The organism is Micromonospora sp. NPDC047074, assembly GCF_040643815.1.
GTDB lineage: Bacteria > Actinomycetota > Actinomycetes > Mycobacteriales > Micromonosporaceae > Micromonospora.
In genome coordinates, this window is record NZ_JBEYVB010000011.1 from 16,075 (window position 1) to 30,994 (window position 14,920).

14 protein-coding genes are annotated in these 14,920 nt (G+C 72.6%); 2 read left to right on the top strand and 12 right to left on the bottom strand.

The window, feature by feature from the left end; translation table 11 throughout:
* Positions 1 to 64: 64 nt before the first annotated feature.
* Both ABZ809_RS16440 and ABZ809_RS16445 read right to left on the bottom strand, forming a co-directional pair.
* Positions 65 to 1,657 carry a class I adenylate-forming enzyme family protein gene (locus tag ABZ809_RS16440; RefSeq protein ID WP_357563337.1) on the bottom strand — a complete coding sequence of 531 codons (1,593 nt, stop codon included), beginning with the start codon at positions 1,655 to 1,657 and terminating at the stop codon, positions 65 to 67.
* Positions 1,650 to 2,384, bottom strand: a complete 735-nt coding sequence (locus ABZ809_RS16445; protein ID WP_357563338.1) for an SDR family NAD(P)-dependent oxidoreductase — start codon at positions 2,382 to 2,384, stop codon at positions 1,650 to 1,652. Before ABZ809_RS16445 ends, ABZ809_RS16440 begins: the two co-directional genes overlap by 8 nt.
* A 218-nt stretch (positions 2,385 to 2,602) precedes the next feature.
* Between ABZ809_RS16445 and ABZ809_RS16450 the strand changes: the two genes are divergently transcribed.
* The gene (locus ABZ809_RS16450) at positions 2,603 to 3,199 is read left to right on the top strand and encodes a TetR/AcrR family transcriptional regulator (protein WP_357563339.1); all 597 of its coding nucleotides are present in this window, start codon (positions 2,603 to 2,605) and stop codon (positions 3,197 to 3,199) included.
* Between the two features lie 50 nt (positions 3,200 to 3,249).
* On the opposite strand, the gene ABZ809_RS16455 is transcribed toward ABZ809_RS16450, so the two are convergent.
* The 9 genes from ABZ809_RS16455 to ABZ809_RS16495 all read right to left on the bottom strand — a co-directional run bounded on the left by ABZ809_RS16455 (position 3,250) and on the right by ABZ809_RS16495 (position 11,959).
* Positions 3,250 to 4,065: an SDR family oxidoreductase gene (locus tag ABZ809_RS16455; protein ID WP_357563340.1), complete on the bottom strand. Its 816-nt coding sequence runs from the start codon at positions 4,063 to 4,065 to the stop codon at positions 3,250 to 3,252.
* Positions 4,065 to 5,282 carry an acetyl-CoA C-acetyltransferase gene (locus ABZ809_RS16460; protein WP_357563341.1) on the bottom strand — a complete coding sequence of 406 codons (1,218 nt, stop codon included), beginning with the start codon at positions 5,280 to 5,282 and terminating at the stop codon, positions 4,065 to 4,067. Before ABZ809_RS16460 ends, ABZ809_RS16455 begins: the two co-directional genes overlap by 1 nt.
* A gap of 10 nt (positions 5,283 to 5,292) precedes the next feature.
* A complete protein-coding gene (locus ABZ809_RS16465) occupies positions 5,293 to 6,015 on the bottom strand; it encodes an SDR family oxidoreductase (RefSeq protein ID WP_357563342.1) in 723 nt (240 codons plus the stop codon).
* 67 nt (positions 6,016 to 6,082) lie between these two features.
* On the bottom strand, positions 6,083 to 6,949 hold the full coding sequence (locus ABZ809_RS16470; RefSeq protein ID WP_357563343.1) for an LLM class F420-dependent oxidoreductase: 867 nt from the start codon (positions 6,947 to 6,949) through the stop codon (positions 6,083 to 6,085).
* Between the two features lie 142 nt (positions 6,950 to 7,091).
* Entirely contained in the window at positions 7,092 to 7,823 is a 732-nt protein-coding gene (locus tag ABZ809_RS16475) for an ATP-binding cassette domain-containing protein (RefSeq protein ID WP_357563344.1), read from the bottom strand.
* Complete coding sequence (locus ABZ809_RS16480) at positions 7,810 to 8,787, bottom strand: ATP-binding cassette domain-containing protein (RefSeq protein WP_357563345.1); 978 nt, start codon at positions 8,785 to 8,787, stop codon at positions 7,810 to 7,812. The genes ABZ809_RS16475 and ABZ809_RS16480 overlap by 14 nt, the downstream gene beginning before the upstream one ends.
* Positions 8,780 to 9,799: a branched-chain amino acid ABC transporter permease gene (locus ABZ809_RS16485; RefSeq protein ID WP_357563346.1), complete on the bottom strand. Its 1,020-nt coding sequence runs from the start codon at positions 9,797 to 9,799 to the stop codon at positions 8,780 to 8,782. Before ABZ809_RS16485 ends, ABZ809_RS16480 begins: the two co-directional genes overlap by 8 nt.
* On the bottom strand, positions 9,796 to 10,671 hold the full coding sequence (locus ABZ809_RS16490) for a branched-chain amino acid ABC transporter permease (protein ID WP_357563347.1): 876 nt from the start codon (positions 10,669 to 10,671) through the stop codon (positions 9,796 to 9,798). Before ABZ809_RS16490 ends, ABZ809_RS16485 begins: the two co-directional genes overlap by 4 nt.
* 61 nt (positions 10,672 to 10,732) lie before the next feature.
* Positions 10,733 to 11,959 carry an ABC transporter substrate-binding protein gene (locus tag ABZ809_RS16495; protein ID WP_357563348.1) on the bottom strand — a complete coding sequence of 409 codons (1,227 nt, stop codon included), beginning with the start codon at positions 11,957 to 11,959 and terminating at the stop codon, positions 10,733 to 10,735.
* 731 nt (positions 11,960 to 12,690) lie between these two features.
* Between ABZ809_RS16495 and ABZ809_RS16500 the strand changes: the two genes are divergently transcribed.
* Complete coding sequence (locus tag ABZ809_RS16500; RefSeq protein WP_357563349.1) at positions 12,691 to 13,635, top strand: acyltransferase domain-containing protein; 945 nt, start codon at positions 12,691 to 12,693, stop codon at positions 13,633 to 13,635.
* 135 nt (positions 13,636 to 13,770) lie between these two features.
* On the opposite strand, the gene ABZ809_RS16505 is transcribed toward ABZ809_RS16500, so the two are convergent.
* Positions 13,771 to 14,499 (bottom strand): LPXTG cell wall anchor domain-containing protein, encoded by a 729-nt coding sequence (locus ABZ809_RS16505; protein WP_357563350.1) that lies wholly within the window; start codon positions 14,497 to 14,499, stop codon positions 13,771 to 13,773.
* Positions 14,500 to 14,920: the final 421 nt, after the last annotated feature.

The following is a 14,920-nucleotide window of genomic DNA, read 5'->3' on the forward strand; positions in this document are numbered from 1 at the left end:
TCTCGGCAACGCCGAGGCCGCCCGGTCCGGTCCGGGCCGGGCGCACCCCTCGCTCAGGAAACGGTCAGAGCAGGGCCCGCAGGGCCGCCTTGTCGACCTTGCCGCCGACACCCAGCGGGAGAGCGGGCAATCCGACCAGCCGCTCCGGCCAGTTGACCTTGGAGACGCCCGCGGCATCCAGATGCGCCCGCAGCTCGTCGAGGGTCAGTTCGGCGCCGTCGCGGGTCACCACGAAGGCGCAGACCCGCTCCCCCAGGACCTCGTCCGGCATGCCGAGCGCCGCGACCTGGGCCACGCGGGGATGCCCGCCGACGGCCTCCTCCACCATCGGGGCGCTGACGTTGTGCCCGCCACGGATGATGAAGTCCGCCGTGCGCCCGGTGATCGTCAGATACCCGTCCTCGTCCAGCCGCCCCAGGTCACCGGTGCGCAACCAGCCGTCGGGGCGGAAGAGCAGCCGGTTGGCCGGCTCGTCACGGAAGTACCCGGAGGAGCAGCCGGGGCCCTTCACCGCCACCTGCCCCGGGCCGTCCGGCACGTCTTCCCCGTCCGGGTCGAGCAGGCGTACCCGCATCGCCGGCACCGGCCGCCCGGCGGTGCCCAACCGCGCCGGGCGGGGATCGGCCACCCGGGTCACCGAGATCGGTCCGGCCTCGTTCGACCCGTAGAACTGGAGCACGGCGCAGCCGGTGCGTTCCTCGAACTCCGTCGCGCGGTGCCGCGGCACCCGCTCGCCGCCGGTGAAGAGGACCCGCAGCGAGGAGAGGTCCCGCCGGGCGAACGACTCGTGGTTCAACAACATGATGAACTGGCTGGTCACCGCCGCCAGGACGGTCACCCGGTGGCGCTCGATCAGCTCCAGCGTCCCGGCCGGGTCGAACTCGGCGGCCAGGACGGTGGGGAACCGGTACCGGGCCGGCACGACGTGCGCGCTCCAGAGACCGAAGCCGTACGGGGCGGGCAGCGCGCTGAACACCACCTCGTCCGGACCGAACGCACCGGCGTCGGCAGCCAGCGCGGCGAAGTACTTGCGCACGTTCATGGTCGCCCGCACGCACTTGGGTCGCCCGGTGGTGCCCGAGGTGGAGTTGAGGAAGAACAGGTCGTCCGGGCCGAGGCCACGGCCGGCCAGCAGGTCGACGGCGGCGGGCACCGACGGCATCGGCAGGTCGACGCCGTCGCGGCGCAGCACCGGCTGCCCGCCGACCAGATCCAGTTCCAGGTGGGCGGGCGCGCCGGTCGCCCGGGCGATCTCCGGCCCGGGCCGGCCCCGGTGCACGGCCCGGCTGGCCAGTGCGACGGCCTCGGTGTGCCGCAGCAGGTGGCTGATCTCGGCGTCGCCGGCCCGGGGCCCGAGCCCCACGGTGACCAGCCCCGCCTTCTGCCCGGCCAGGTACGCGACGTGCGTGAGCGCGCCACCGGTGAGCAGGACGGCCAGCGGTCGCCCCGGCGGCAGGCCGGCGAGCACGTACGCGCCGGCCAGCCGGGTCGCCGCCTCGTCGTACTCCCGCCAGGTCAGCGTCCCCTCCGGGGCGTGGAAGGCCACGGCGTCCGGTGCGGCGGCGGCGTTGCGGGCCACCATGTCGGCGATCGTGTCGGCATCCCAGGAACCGTCGGCGTGGTACCGCTCGACCGTCGCCGCGGAGAACTCAGACACCTGCCCCACCATCCATTCGTAGCACCGCACCGGTGGCGAACCGCGCCTCCGGTGAACCGAGATAGGCGATCGCGCCCGCGATCTCCTCGGGTTGGGACACCGGCGGGTCGACCAGTGCCCGGCCGTGCGCCAGCAGCCTCGGGTCGGCGGCCGGCACCGGCGCCAGGTTCCGGGTCAGCCCGGTGTCGATCGAGCCGGGGCAGACGCAGGTGACCCTGACCCCGGCCGGGGCGTACTCGACGGCGAGCGCCCGGGTCAGCGCGACCACCCCACCCTTGGCCGCCGAGTACGCGGCGCTGTAGCGGTATCCCCGCACGCCCGCCAGCGACGAGACCGTGACCAGCGCGCCACGGGCCGCGCTCAGGTGCGGCAACGCGGCCCGCGCGGTCAGGAAGGTGCCGGTCAGGTTGACCGCCAGCAGCCGCTCCCACTCGGCGAGCGGGACGTCGGTGGTGTGGCCGAAGGAGGCCACCCCCGCGGCGGTCACCACCAGGTCCACGCCGCCGCCCCACGCGACCGTCCGGTCCACCGCCTCGCCGATCGCCGCCTCGTCCCGGACGTCCCCGGCGAGCGCCAGGCCGGCCGGGCCGAGGCCCGCGTCGTCGGCGCGCAGGTCCAGGCACGCCACCCGGGCGCCCTCGGCCGCCAACCGGCGCGCCGTGGCCCGGCCCAGCCCGGCGGCGGCGCCGGTGACCAGCGCGACCCTGCCCTCGTACCGGCCCGTCATCGGTCCGCCCGCCGGCTGGCGGCGGGATCAGCGTGACTCGATATCCTGGGGCACATGCGGTAAACTTACCAAGCGCTTGGTTGGTTACGCTACCCTGGATCCCGGAGCGGCACGACCTGTCGATGCCGCCGGTACACTCCGGAGGCCGTCCGGAGGGAAAGCCCTTCGGACGTCCAACGACCAAGACCCTGTTCCGTCGAGTGTGTCTGCGAGAAAACATGGCGCGAGAGCCTGGAGTCCGGCGCGAGGCGATCCTCGGCAGCGCCGCCGCCCTGTTCGCGAGCAAGGGAGTGGCGGCGACCACGGTCCGGCAGATCGCCGACGACGTCGGCATCCTCTCCGGCAGCCTCTACCACCACTTCGACTCGAAGGAGTCGATGGTCGACGAGATCATCTCCTCCTTCCTGAAGGATCTCCAGCACCGGTACGAGCAGGTCCTGGCACAGGAGACCGACGCCCGCCGACGCCTGCACGACCTCGTCGTGGCCTCGCTGGAGGTCGTCGAGGAGCACCCGCACGCCACGGAGATCTACCAGAACGACGTCAACTACCTGTTGCAGTTCGACCGGTTCGACTACCTCCGCAACGCCGGCCGGCAGGTGCAGAACGCCTGGCTCACCGTCATCGAGGCCGGCATCGCCGAGGGCACCTTCCGGGCCGACGTCGACCCGAAGATCCTCTACCGGCTGATGCGGGACGCGGTGTGGCTGTCCGTGCGCTGGTTCAAGCCCAGCGCCGACCACCCCATCTCCGCCCTCGCCGAGGACTGCACCTCGCTCTTCCTGGACGGCCTGACCAACCGGGCCAAGGGCTGACCCACCCCGCAGAGTGCCCCGGGGGCACGCCTGCCCCCGGGGCACCGCGGCTACCGGTGCCCGCCGAGGCCGCCGGCGAACGCGTCGGCCACCGTGCCGACCGTCCACTGCGACATCCGTACGCGGGCGGTCTGCCGCGGTGGCGCCACCAGCGACAGTTCGTCGCCGTCGATCCGGACGACCTGGCCGGAGACGCCGGCCGCCGCGTCGGAGAGCAGGTGGATGACGGCCGGCGCGTTGCTGGCCGGGGACTTGCCCACGTTCTGCCCCCGGGCCCGGTCACCCAGGTGGCGCTCGAAGGCGTCCGCCATCCGGGTGTGCGCGTTGGGCGAGACCGCGTTGACACGCACCCCGGTGCCGGCCAGATCCGCCGCCCAGCACCAGGTCAGCGAGGCGACCCCGCCCTTGCTGGCGCCGTAGGCGGCGAGCGCGGCCGTACCGGCCTGCGAGCCGGAGGTCACGTTCACCACCGAACCCGAACCCTGCGCCAGCATCGCCCGGATGGCGTGCAGTCCGCAGTAGGCGGTGCCGAGCAGGTTCACCTCCACCACCCGGCGGAACTCGTCGGGGTCCTGCTCGCGCGGGTCCGCCAACCGGAACAACCCGGCGTTGTTTACCAGCCCGTCCACCCGCCCGTACGCCTGGCGGCAGGTGTCGATCAACCGGCCGGCCCCGGCCCAGGTGGCGATGTCCGAGTCGTCGGCCAGCGCCCCGATCGAGGCGGCCACCGACGCGGCGACCGTCGTGTCGACGTCGTTGACCACGACCGAGGCGCCCTCGGCGGCGGCGAGCCGGGCGTACGCCTCACCGAGTCCCCGGCCGGCACCGGTCACGACGATCGCCTTGCCGGCCAGCACGCCGGGCATCAGGAGAGCCGCTCGATGATCAGCGCCATGCCCTGTCCGCCCGCGGTGCACATGGTCACCAGGCCGAACTGCCGGTCCCGGATCCGCAGCGCGTTGACCAGAGTGGTGGTCATCCGGGCCCCGGTCATGCCGAACGGATGGCCGAGCGCGATCGCGCCACCGTGGACGTTGAGCCGGTCGAGGTCGACACCGAGCATCCGGTAGCTCGGGATCACCTGGGCCGCGAACGCCTCGTTGATCTCCACCAGGTCGATGTCGCCGATGGCGAGCCCGGCGTTGGCCAGCGCGCGCCGGCTGGCCTGCACGGGGCCGAGGCCCATGATCTCCGGGCTGAGCGCGGAGACCCCCGTGGCGACCACCCGCGCCAGCGGGGTCAGGCCGAGTTCGCGGGCGCGTACGTCGCTGAGCACCACCAGCGCGGCGGCGCCGTCGTTGAGCGGGCAGCAGTTGGCGGCGGTGACGGTGCCGTCGGGGCGGAAGACCGGCTTCAGGGCGGCGACCTTCTCCAGGGTCACCCCGGCGCGCGGGCCGTCGTCGCGGTCGACCACCGTCCCGTCGGGCAGCGTGACCGGCGTGATGTCGGCGGCCCAGAAGCCGTCCGCGAGCGCCCGCTCGGCCAGGTTCTGGCTGCGTACGGCGAACTCGTCCTGCTCGCGGCGGCTGACCCCGCAGTGCTGGGCCACGTTCTCGGCGGTGTGCCCCATGGCGATGTAGACGTCCGGCTCCAGTCCGGCGGAGCGCGGGTCGGACCACTGTCCACCGTTCTCGGCCAGGGCGGCGGTCCGCTGCTCGGCGGCGGCGTAGCGGGGGTGGTGGGTGTCGGGCAGGCCGTCGGACTTCCCCCGGTCGTAGCGGGAGACCATCTCCACCCCGGCGGAGACGAAGGCATGCCCCTCCCCCGCCCGGATCGCGTGCAGCGCCATCCGGGTGGTCTGCACCGACGACGCGCAGTAGCGCTGCACGACGGTGCCGGGCACCCCGTCCAGGCCGAGCCGCAGGGCGAGTATCCGGGCCAGGTTGTAGCCCTGCTCGCCGGCCGGCTGGGCGCAGCCGAGCAGCACGTCGTCCAGGGTCTGCGGGTCCAGCGCGGGCACCTGCGCCAGGGCCGCCCTGGTGATGTCGGTGACCAGGTCGTCGGCGCGCATCCCGACCAGGGAACCCTTGCCCGCGCGACCGATCGGTGAGCGGGCGGCGGCGACGATGACGGCTTCTGGCATCGGTTCTCCCTTACTGAGTGACCGTCCAGCCGCCGTCGACCGGCAGCAGGACGCCGTTGAGATAGCCGGCGAGCGGAGAGAGCAGGAAGAGCACCGCGTGGGCGACCTCCGCCGGCTGGCCGGCGCGCCCCATCGGGTTGCGGGCGACGAGGTCACGGCCGAGGTCGGTGGCGGCGAAGCCGGCGGTACGCGGGGTCTCGATCAGCCCCGGCGCGACCGCGTTGGCCCGTACCGCCGGGGCGCGCCGGGTGGCCAGGTGCCGGGTGTAACCGGCGATGGCGGCCTTCCCGGCGCAGTACCAGGCGGAATCGGTGCCGACCAGGTTCCCGGCGACCGAGGCGACGTTGACGACCGCAGCCCCGGCGCCGGTACGGCCGGCGAGCCAGGCGTCGGTGACCGTCCGCACGCTGCCCACGGTGAGCGCGAGCGCCCGGTCGAAGTCGAGGTCGGCGCTGCTCGCCGGGCCGGCGTTGTTGACCAGGTAACGGGCGGGACCGCTGGCGGCGAGCGCGGCCCGCACCGCCGCGGAGTCGGCGACGTCGACGGTCAGCGCGACGGCCGCGCCGCCACCGGCGACGATCTCGTCCGCCGTACCGGCGACCGCCCGGGCGGCGACGTCCCACGCGGCCACCCGCAGACCGGCGGCGGCGGCCAGCAACGCGGTCGCGCGGCCGATCCCACTGCCGGCGCCGGTGACGACGACCGTCTCGCCGGCCGGGAAAGCGAAGTCCATGACAGCAAACTAACAAGCGCTTGGTTGAATCACAATGATCTGTTCCCACCGACCGACCGCGCCGCGGTCACTCTCCCAGGATCTCGCGCCGGTACCGGTCGACCGTCGCGGCGACCCGCTCCGGGTCCCGTGGGTCGGCCCGGATGACCACCCTCGACACGCCCAGCTCACGCAGGGCGTCCGCCTCGGCCCGGGTCCCCGGGGCCCGTACGGTCACCGCGACCTCGGCCGGGTCCCGGCCGAGCGCCGCGCACTCGACCCGGAGCCGGTCGAGCATCCGGGCCAGGGCCGGAACGTCCACGCCGAGGGGATAGAAGTCGGTGCCGAAGCGGGCGGCCCGGCGCACCGCCGCGTCGCTGTGCCCGCCGATCATGATGGGCACGCCGCCCGGCCGGGTCGGCCGTGGCGCGCTGTGCACCCCGTCGAAGCGCACGGCCGGGCCGTGGTGGCTGGCCGGGGCGCCGGTCCAGAGGGCGCGCAGCACGTCGAGGTACTCGTCGGCGAGCCGGCCCCGCCGGGTGAAGGGCACCCCGACCGCGTCGTACTCCTCGCGCAGCCAGCCCACCCCGACCCCGGCGATCAGCCGGCCGCCGCTGAGCACGTCGAGCGTGGCCAGTCGTTTCGCCAGGCCGACGGGGTGGTGCAGGGGAAGGATCAGCATCGCCGTGCCGAGCACCAGCCGGGTGGTGTGCGCCGCCGCGAAGGTCAGCCACTCCAGCGGGTCGGGGATGTCGTCGTCGGGGCCCAGGCCCATCCGGCCACTCGCGTCGTAGGGATAACCGGACCGGTAGGCCTCCGGCACCACGAGGTGCTCGACCGCCCAGACCGACTCGCAGCCCAACTGCTCCAGTTGCCGCACGAAGGCGGCAGTGACGCCGGGATCGGCCGCGCCGCGCCCGCCCAGCACCGGCATCACGCCGAGCTTGAGCCCCATGCCGACAGCCCACCAATCCCTCGCTTGGCAGTGACCGGGCCCTGGCCAGCGGCCGGGCCCGGTTCATCACCGGTCAACTCCTGACGTCGACGGCGGCCATCCCGCCCGACCGCCGCGGGGCGACGCCCCGGCCCGGCGAGGGTCAGCTCGCCGGGCGCAGCTCACGGGGGCGCTGCACACCCATCGCGGCGCGGTACGCGTCGTCCAGCGCGCGACCACCGCCCTCCTCGCAGGCCAGCACCTCGCCCCGGACGAGCACGTAGCCCCGGTCGACGATCCGGCGCAGCACGCCCAGGGCCGGCTCGGCGAGCAGCACCGCGACCCCCTCGGCGGCCAACGCGGTCACCGTACGGCCGAGTTCCTGCACGATCAGCGGGGCGAGACCGGTGGTCATCTCGTCCAGCAGCAGCACCCGGGGCGAGCCCATCAGCGCCCGCGCCACCACCAGCATCTGCTGCTCGCCGCCGGAGAGCACCCCGACCAGGCTGCGGCGGCGGGTCTGCAGGATCGGGAAGCGGTCCAGCGCGCCCTGCACCGCGCTGCGGGGCAGGTGCAGCAGCTCCGCCATCACCTGGAGGTTGTCGACGACGTCGAGGTGCGGGAAGAGCTGCCGCCCCTGCGGGACGACCGCGATCCCCGCCCGGGCCCGGGCCGCCGGCCGCAGCCGGCTGACGTCGGTGCCGTCCAGGAAGACCTGACCGGTGGCGGGCACCGAGCCGTACGCGGCGAGCAGCAGGCTGCTCTTGCCCGCGCCGTTCGGCCCGACCAGCGCGGTGACGGCGCCGCCCGGCACCGTCACCGTCGCGTCGGAGAGGGCGCTGGCGTGCCCGTACCGGACGCTCAGCCCCTCGACCCTCAACTCATGAGCGGACATCCTCCACCCTCCCCTGCCGTCGCACCTGGTTGCCGGGCACGGCCGCGGCGTCGGTCCCGGCCGGGCCGGCACCGGTCGGCGCCTCGTCCCGGGACACGCCCTCGGCCTCGGCGGCCTCGTCGTCGGCGGCGGCCTCGTCGTCGGCGGCGGCCTCGTCGTCGGCGGCGGCCTCGTCGTCGGCGGCCTCGTCCTCGGCGTCGTGCGAGCCGAAGTAGACCCGCTGCATCTCCGGGCTCGCCAGGCACTCGGCCGGAGCACCGTCGAAGGCGACCCGGCCCCGGTCGAGCAACAGCACCCGGTCGACCAGCCGGGCGACCAGGTCCACGTTGTGGTCGACCAGGATCACCGCGTGCCCCCGCCGCTGGACGGTCCGGATGACCTCGGCGATGCCGGCGACACCCTGGGCGTCCGACCCGGCGAAGGGCTCGTCGAGCAGCAGGACCACCGGATCCTGGCCCAGGGCCCGGCCGACCTCGACGAGCCGCTGCTCGCCCAACGTGAGGTCGCCCGCCATCCGGTCGAGCCCCTCGATGCCCAGTTCCCCCGCCAGTTGCCGGACGGCTTCCCGGTCGGCGAAACGCTGCGGCCGCACCGCGCCGGTGAACGCGCCGGCCAGCATCCGCCACGGCGTGCTGTGCCGCTGCGCGTGCCGGCCGAGCAGCAGGTTGTCCCGCACGCTCAGGTGCAGCGCCAGTTGCGGGTACTGGAAGGTACGCCCCAGGCCGACCCGGGCCCGCCGGGAGGCCGGGCCGGTGAGCTTCTGCCCACGCAGCAGCAGCTCACCCGCGGTGGCCGCCTGCGCGCCGGAGATCAGGTCCACCAGCGTCGTCTTGCCGGCGCCGTTCGGGCCGACCAGGCCGAGGATCTCCCCCGGGCGCAGCTCGAAGGAGACCTCCGCCAGCGCGGTCACCCCGCCGTACCGCTTGGTCAGGCCGCGACCGACCAGCAGTTCCGTCTCATCCACCGGTACGCCCCCTCCGTGGCAACGCGATCGCGCGCCGTCTCAGCTCGTCGGCGTAGCCGATCACGCCCTTCGGCGCGACCAGCATGATGACCAGCACGCCCAACGCGAGCAGCAACGTACCGCTGGCCTGGACGGCTGGGAAGTTCAGCGTCAACTGGACGGCGAGCACGGCGCCGGCGACCGCGCCCCAGGGAGTACCGGAGCCGCCGATCAACGGCATGAAGATGGCCAGGAAGACGATGTTGAGCGTGAAGGTGTCGGGCGTGACACTGCCGGCCGAATAGGTGAACAGGCCGCCGCCGATCGCGGCGATGCCCGCGCCGAGCGCCAGCGCGACCAGGTTCATCACCGGTACGCGGACACCCGCCGCCTCCACCGCCCGGGGAGCGTCCCGCATCGTCCGCACGATCACGCCCCACGGCGACAGGCGCAACCGGTCCAGCAGGAAGGCGACGACGCAGACCACGACCACCGAGCCGACCACCACCTGGTAGTGGCTCGGCGTCCAGCCGAACAGGTGCAGCGGACGCAGGTTGCCCAGGCCGGCGGAGCCTCCGGTGATCCCCTCGCTGTCGATGAGGAACGCGGTGAACGCCATCCCGAAGAGCAGGGTCACCGCCGCGAGGAAGAACCCGGACAGCCGCCGGGTGGCGAGCCCCAGCAGGACCGCGATGAGCGCGGCCACGATCGGGCCGGCGATCCAGGCGAGCAGGAGTGGGAGTTCGGTGCGGGTCGAGATCAGGCCCACGGCGTAACCGCCGATGCCGGCATAGGCGCTGTAGGCCATCGACAACGAGCCCGCCATCAGGTACGGCACGTACATGCCGAGGGCGATCAGCGCGTAGGTGACGCTGGCGGTGACGAGGGTCTGCCGGTAACCGTCGGAACCCACCCAGGCCAGGATCAGCACGGCCGCGGCGACCCCGAGGGCGAGACCACCGATGCCGGGCACCTGACGGATGTCCCGTCGCCGGGGCGTGTCGTCGACGCGGGGCGCTGCCATGCCGGTCATGCGCGCACCGTCCTGACGAAGAGTCCCTGGGGACGGAAGGCGAAGAAGAGCAGGGCGATCAGCAGCATCCCGTAGACGTGTGACTGGCCGCCGAAGTAGTAGGGCAGGAAGACCTCGGCCAGGCCGAGCAGCATGCCGCCGAACAGCGGCGCCCACACCGAACCCGTACCGCCGATCACCACGGCGAGGAACCCGGACAGCGACCAGTGCAGCCCCGACAGCGAGTGCACCCCGGCCTTGGGGGCGAAGAGCAGCCCGGCCACCGCGGCGAGGAAGCCGGCCGCCAGGAAGGCGATCAACCGGATCCGGTTGACCGGCAGGCCGAGCAGCGCCGCCGCCTGCTTGCTGTCCCCGACCGCCCGCAACAGCCGGCCGGTCCGGGTGGACCTGATCCACACCGCGACCAGACCGAAGGCCAGCAGCGCCACGCCGATCAGCAGCAGCGAGCTGGGCTGGACGGTGATCTCGCCAATCGGGACCGGGTCGAAGGTGGCCAGGCTCTGCCCCGGCAGCGTGGGATGGCCGAAGAGGTATCCGGCGAGCTGCTGGATGGTGAAGAGCACGGCGGCCACCGCGACCAGGGCCGGCAGCTCACCGCCGCCGCTGCGGCGCTGCACCGGCCGGACCACGCCCAACTCGGTGGCGGCCGCCAGCAACATGGTCACCGCCACCGCGATCCCGGCGGCCGGCCAGACACCGAGGTCGTACTCGATGACCAGCCAACTCGTGCAGAGACCGCCCATCATCGCGTACGGGCCGATGGCGAAGTTGAAGAAACCGGCGCCGACCTGGACCAGGTAGTAGGCCAGGGCCAGCATGCCGAAGAAACAGCCCATCTCCACCGCGGAGAGCCAGAGCTGGAGATCTGTCATCGTCACTCCCTCGGGAAGCGCCGGGGAGGGCCGACCGCGGTGGTCGGCCCTCCCCGCCGGGTCAGCCGGAGCAGGGCGGCTGGTAGGTGGACCAGGGACCCTTCGGCTTGTTGTCGGCACCGAACTCGATCAGGGAGAGCCCGCACAGGCCGTCCGCGCCGAGGTGTTTGGTCGCCGAGAACGACAGGGTGAAGTTCGGCTGTCCGAAGCTGGCCGAGTAGCCGGTGAGGCTCTGGATCGCGGTGTTCAGCTTCGCCGGGTCGTCCGGGCTGCCGGCCTTCTCGATGGCCATCTTGAGCAGCTGCACCGAGTCCCAGGCCTGCGCGTCGTACGCGGTGACCTCGTAGTCGTTGCCGTGCTTCTTCTTGAGCAGCTCGGTCAGCGCCTTGGTGCGGGGGTTCTCCTGGTTGATCGAGCCCATGAAGATCAGGCCCTCCAACGCACCGGCGTTGGCCAGTTTCCAGGAGGAGGGCTGGTTACCGATCGACGCCAGCGAGAACCGCGGCTTGCCGGAGAACTGCCGGGCCAGGGTGTTCTGGGCGAGCACCTCGAAGGCACCGCCGACGCTCGTCACCAGCACGGCGTCCGGATTGGCGTTCTTGAGCCGGGCCACCTGGGCGGAGAGGTCGGAGGCGTTGGCGGCGCCCTTCTCGGTGGCCACCACCGATACGCAGCCCAGCCCGCCCAGCAGTGACTTGTTGAGCGCGGCGATGGTGGTGGTGTCGTCGGTCAACACGCCCAGTTTGCTGATGTTCGCCGCCTTGAACGCGCCGCAGTAGACGTCGGCCCAGTCTGCGGTGGTGTTGGCGAGCATGTAGATGAGTTCGTTGTTGGGCGGCTCGACCAGCGTGGCGGTGACACCGGTCGGCGCGATCGCCGGCAGGCCGAGCTGGGTCAGCGTCGACTTGGCCTGCATGATCGCCGCGCTGCCGCTCTGCAGGAGCAGCGCCTTGGCGCCCTGGCCGGCGAGCTTCTGCAGCACCGCGGGGACCTTGGTCGGGTCGCTCTCGTCGTTCTCGACGACCAGCCGTAGGGGACGGCCGAGCACCCCGCCCTTGTCGTTGACGTCCTGCACGGCCAGCCGGATCGTCTCGCCGGCGATCGTGCTGTAGGACGCGCCCGGACCGGTGCTGTCCTCGTCCATCCCGATGATGATGGGCGACCCGGAGGCGGTCCCGTCGGTGGGCTTGTCGTTGCCGTCGCCGCCTCCGCCACAGCCGGTGACGGCCAGCAACAGGGCGACCAGGCCCGTCGCCAGACCGGTGGTGCCACTTCTTGATACGGCCACTTCTATCCCTGCCTTGCCGGTTGTCAGTGATAGGTAGTTGTGCGCTTCACGTGCGAATTCGGTCGGCCGGCCCGAACGGCCGTCCGGTGGCTGCCCCGCGCCCGCGGGCCCCGGCCGGGAGTGAGGTGCCAACCCCTTCACGACGCCTAGCAAGCGCTTGGTTGTTTCTCATGATGGTGTCACCCACGAGCTGTGTCAAGCACCACAATGTGAGCTGCATGTTACGAATGAATCAAGAAGCGCCCTCATCTTCGAGGTCGTCCGCCTACTGGGACGCGAGGACGGCTCCGCAGCTCGGCGCCGGTGCGCCGAGGGGATCACCGGGCGCCCCTGCGCCACCGGGTCACGCCAACGCCCACAAGATCGGTCACTCTCCGTAACCAAATACGGATCGGACCGTCCGCAGACGCGTGGTCGCACCCCGGCGCCGATCCCACGCGAACCACCCGGCACCTCTCCCCGGCCCACCCGGCACCTCTCCCCCGGGCCGCCCGGCACCCACCTCTCCCCTGAGGCCGCCCCACAAGATCGCGCAACTTCTGGGAAGTAGTTGGGTCGACATCCCTGAGAGGCCACTATTTCCTGGAAAATGCCCAGGTCCCGGCAAGGCGGCCCCGCACATCCGCGATCTTGCGGCGCGCGGACGGAATCCGGCAACGGTGTCGCCGGGGCGGGATCCGCCCGAACGGCACGGGCCGTGGAGAACGCCGACCGGCCGGTAGGGTCGTCCCGTGGATCTGGACGACACCGCCGCCCTGCTCGGCGTACCCGTCGAGGACGTCGACCGCCTGCACCGGCTCGCCGGCGACCGGCCGTCGGCTCCACTGCCCGCCAAGGCCGACGCGCCCGCGATCCTCGACCGGCTCGCGGTCCGGCCGGACGACGCCGCCGAGATCATGGCGGGCTGGCCCGACCCCGGTTCTCCCCTGTGGACTCCGGAGCTGCGCTGGCTGCTCGACCGCTCGATCGCGCTGGTCCGCGCCGACCTCGGTGGGTCCGGCTGGCTGTCACCCGGTCCGGCGCTACCGCGCGAACGGGGCCCCGCCTGGCGGCACCTCTACGTGTACGCGTACCTGGCCCTGGTCGACGTCGTCACGGGCTACCACCGCGACCACGGCGTCCCCGCCTCCGTGTCCTGGGCGACCCTCGCGGACCTGGGCCGCAACCTGGCGATCGACCGGCGGATGCGCCGCGAGGGCTGGCCGGTCATGCAGAGCTGGCTCACGCTGCACGCGCGCGGCGGCCTCTACGAGCTGGGCCGGCTGCAGTACCAGCGCGGCGGCAGCGCCCTCGACCTGCACATCCCCGAGGCGGGGCCGTTGACCCCGGAGGCGGTCGCGGCGTCGCTCGACGAGGCCCGCGTCTTCTTCCCGCGCCACTTTCCCGACGAGCACTACACGGCGTTCTCCTGCGGCTCGTGGCTGCTCGACCCGCAACTTCTGGAGTACCTGCCCGAGGACTCCAACATCGTCCGGTTCCAGCGGAGGTTCGAGCTGGAGCCCTACGAGGAGCCGGAAGGGCTGGACGCCGACGTCGAGGTGCTGCGGTTCGCGTTCCGCACCCTGAGCACGCCGCTCGACCAACTGCCGCGCCGCACCGTGCTCCAGCGCGCGGTCGTCGACCACCTGCGGGCCGGCCACCACTGGCGCTGGCGCCGCGGCCGCTTCCCGGTCTGAGGGTCCTGACTCTTCAGTGCCGTAGTCGGCGCCAGCAGGTGATGGCGCGGGCGACGCACCTTCCGGTCATCGAGCGGCTTACAGCGCTGATCGCGCCCGGCCCGACGAAGCATCGAGCCGGGCGCGTCGCGTGGGTTACGCCACGAAGCGGGACCGGCGCCGGCGTCCGATCAGGTAGCCCGCGCCGCCGAGGAGCAGCAGCACACCGCCGATGCCGGCCACGGTCGCGGTGCCGGCACCGGTCACGGGCAGCCCACCGCCCTCGCCGCCGGGGGCGCCCAGGCTGACGGAGGAAACAGGGGTCGGTGCAACTGTCGCCGTCGCGCTGGGCGTCGCGCTGGACGTCGCGCTGGGCGTGGCGCTCGGGGTCGGTGTGGGCTGAGACGCGCAGTCAAGCGCACGTGCGTCGTACAGGCCCTTGTTCAGGTAAGTCAGGTAGGCATCGATGGCCCCGTCGTCGAGCACCTTCTGCGCGGCCGCCTGCACATGGGCACCGGCGCCCGCCAACGTCCGGAACACCGTGATCCGCAGATCCGCTGACCAGGGTTTCTGCACGTCCGCCTTGAGGAATGCGCGGAGATCATCCGCGGTGCCGTCCAGCCGCTCCTGCATCACGCGAGGCAGAACGGGCAACGAGTCGGCTTTCGCCGCGGCCAGGATCTGATTGGCCAACACCCGCACCTGCACATCGCTGGCGGTGTCCAGGTCGATGGTGACAAGCTCGCGGATGTCCTTGTACACCTTGCGCTCGACCGTTTGGCAGGCCTCGTTCAGCCCGGGCAATTCGGTGTGAGCCACCGCCGGTGCCGCCGGAATCAAAAAGGCCAGCGCCATCAGGGCGCCGGCCGGAATCTTCCATCGCATGTTGGTCTTCCTCCCCGCTGAGCCAAAACATGGCGATATTACCGGCAGCGGAAGGAACAACGAGCACCGATTAACGTCCTGGACCGCGCAATGGGCATGGCCTGCTGTTCGTCACGTTACGCCGCCCCCGCTTCGGCCGGGCGCTTCTCTCCACACGGGATGCGAGACCCCTAGAGTGCGTGGGTGGACCTTTCGCATCTCGGCGCGCCGATCGGGCCGATGGTCCGCGTCCGAGGCGGGTTCGCCAACCGGATGCACCGGCTCGACACCGACCGAGGGTCGTTCGCGGTGAAGGATCGACGGCTGGCTGGGGCACACGAGGTGGAACATCCTCCGGTGCCTCACCGGGGTCGAGGCGAGCACCGGCCCTGACCTCGCGCTGTCGCACCAGTCCGTACGCAACGGCGTGCGCGGCCTCCCC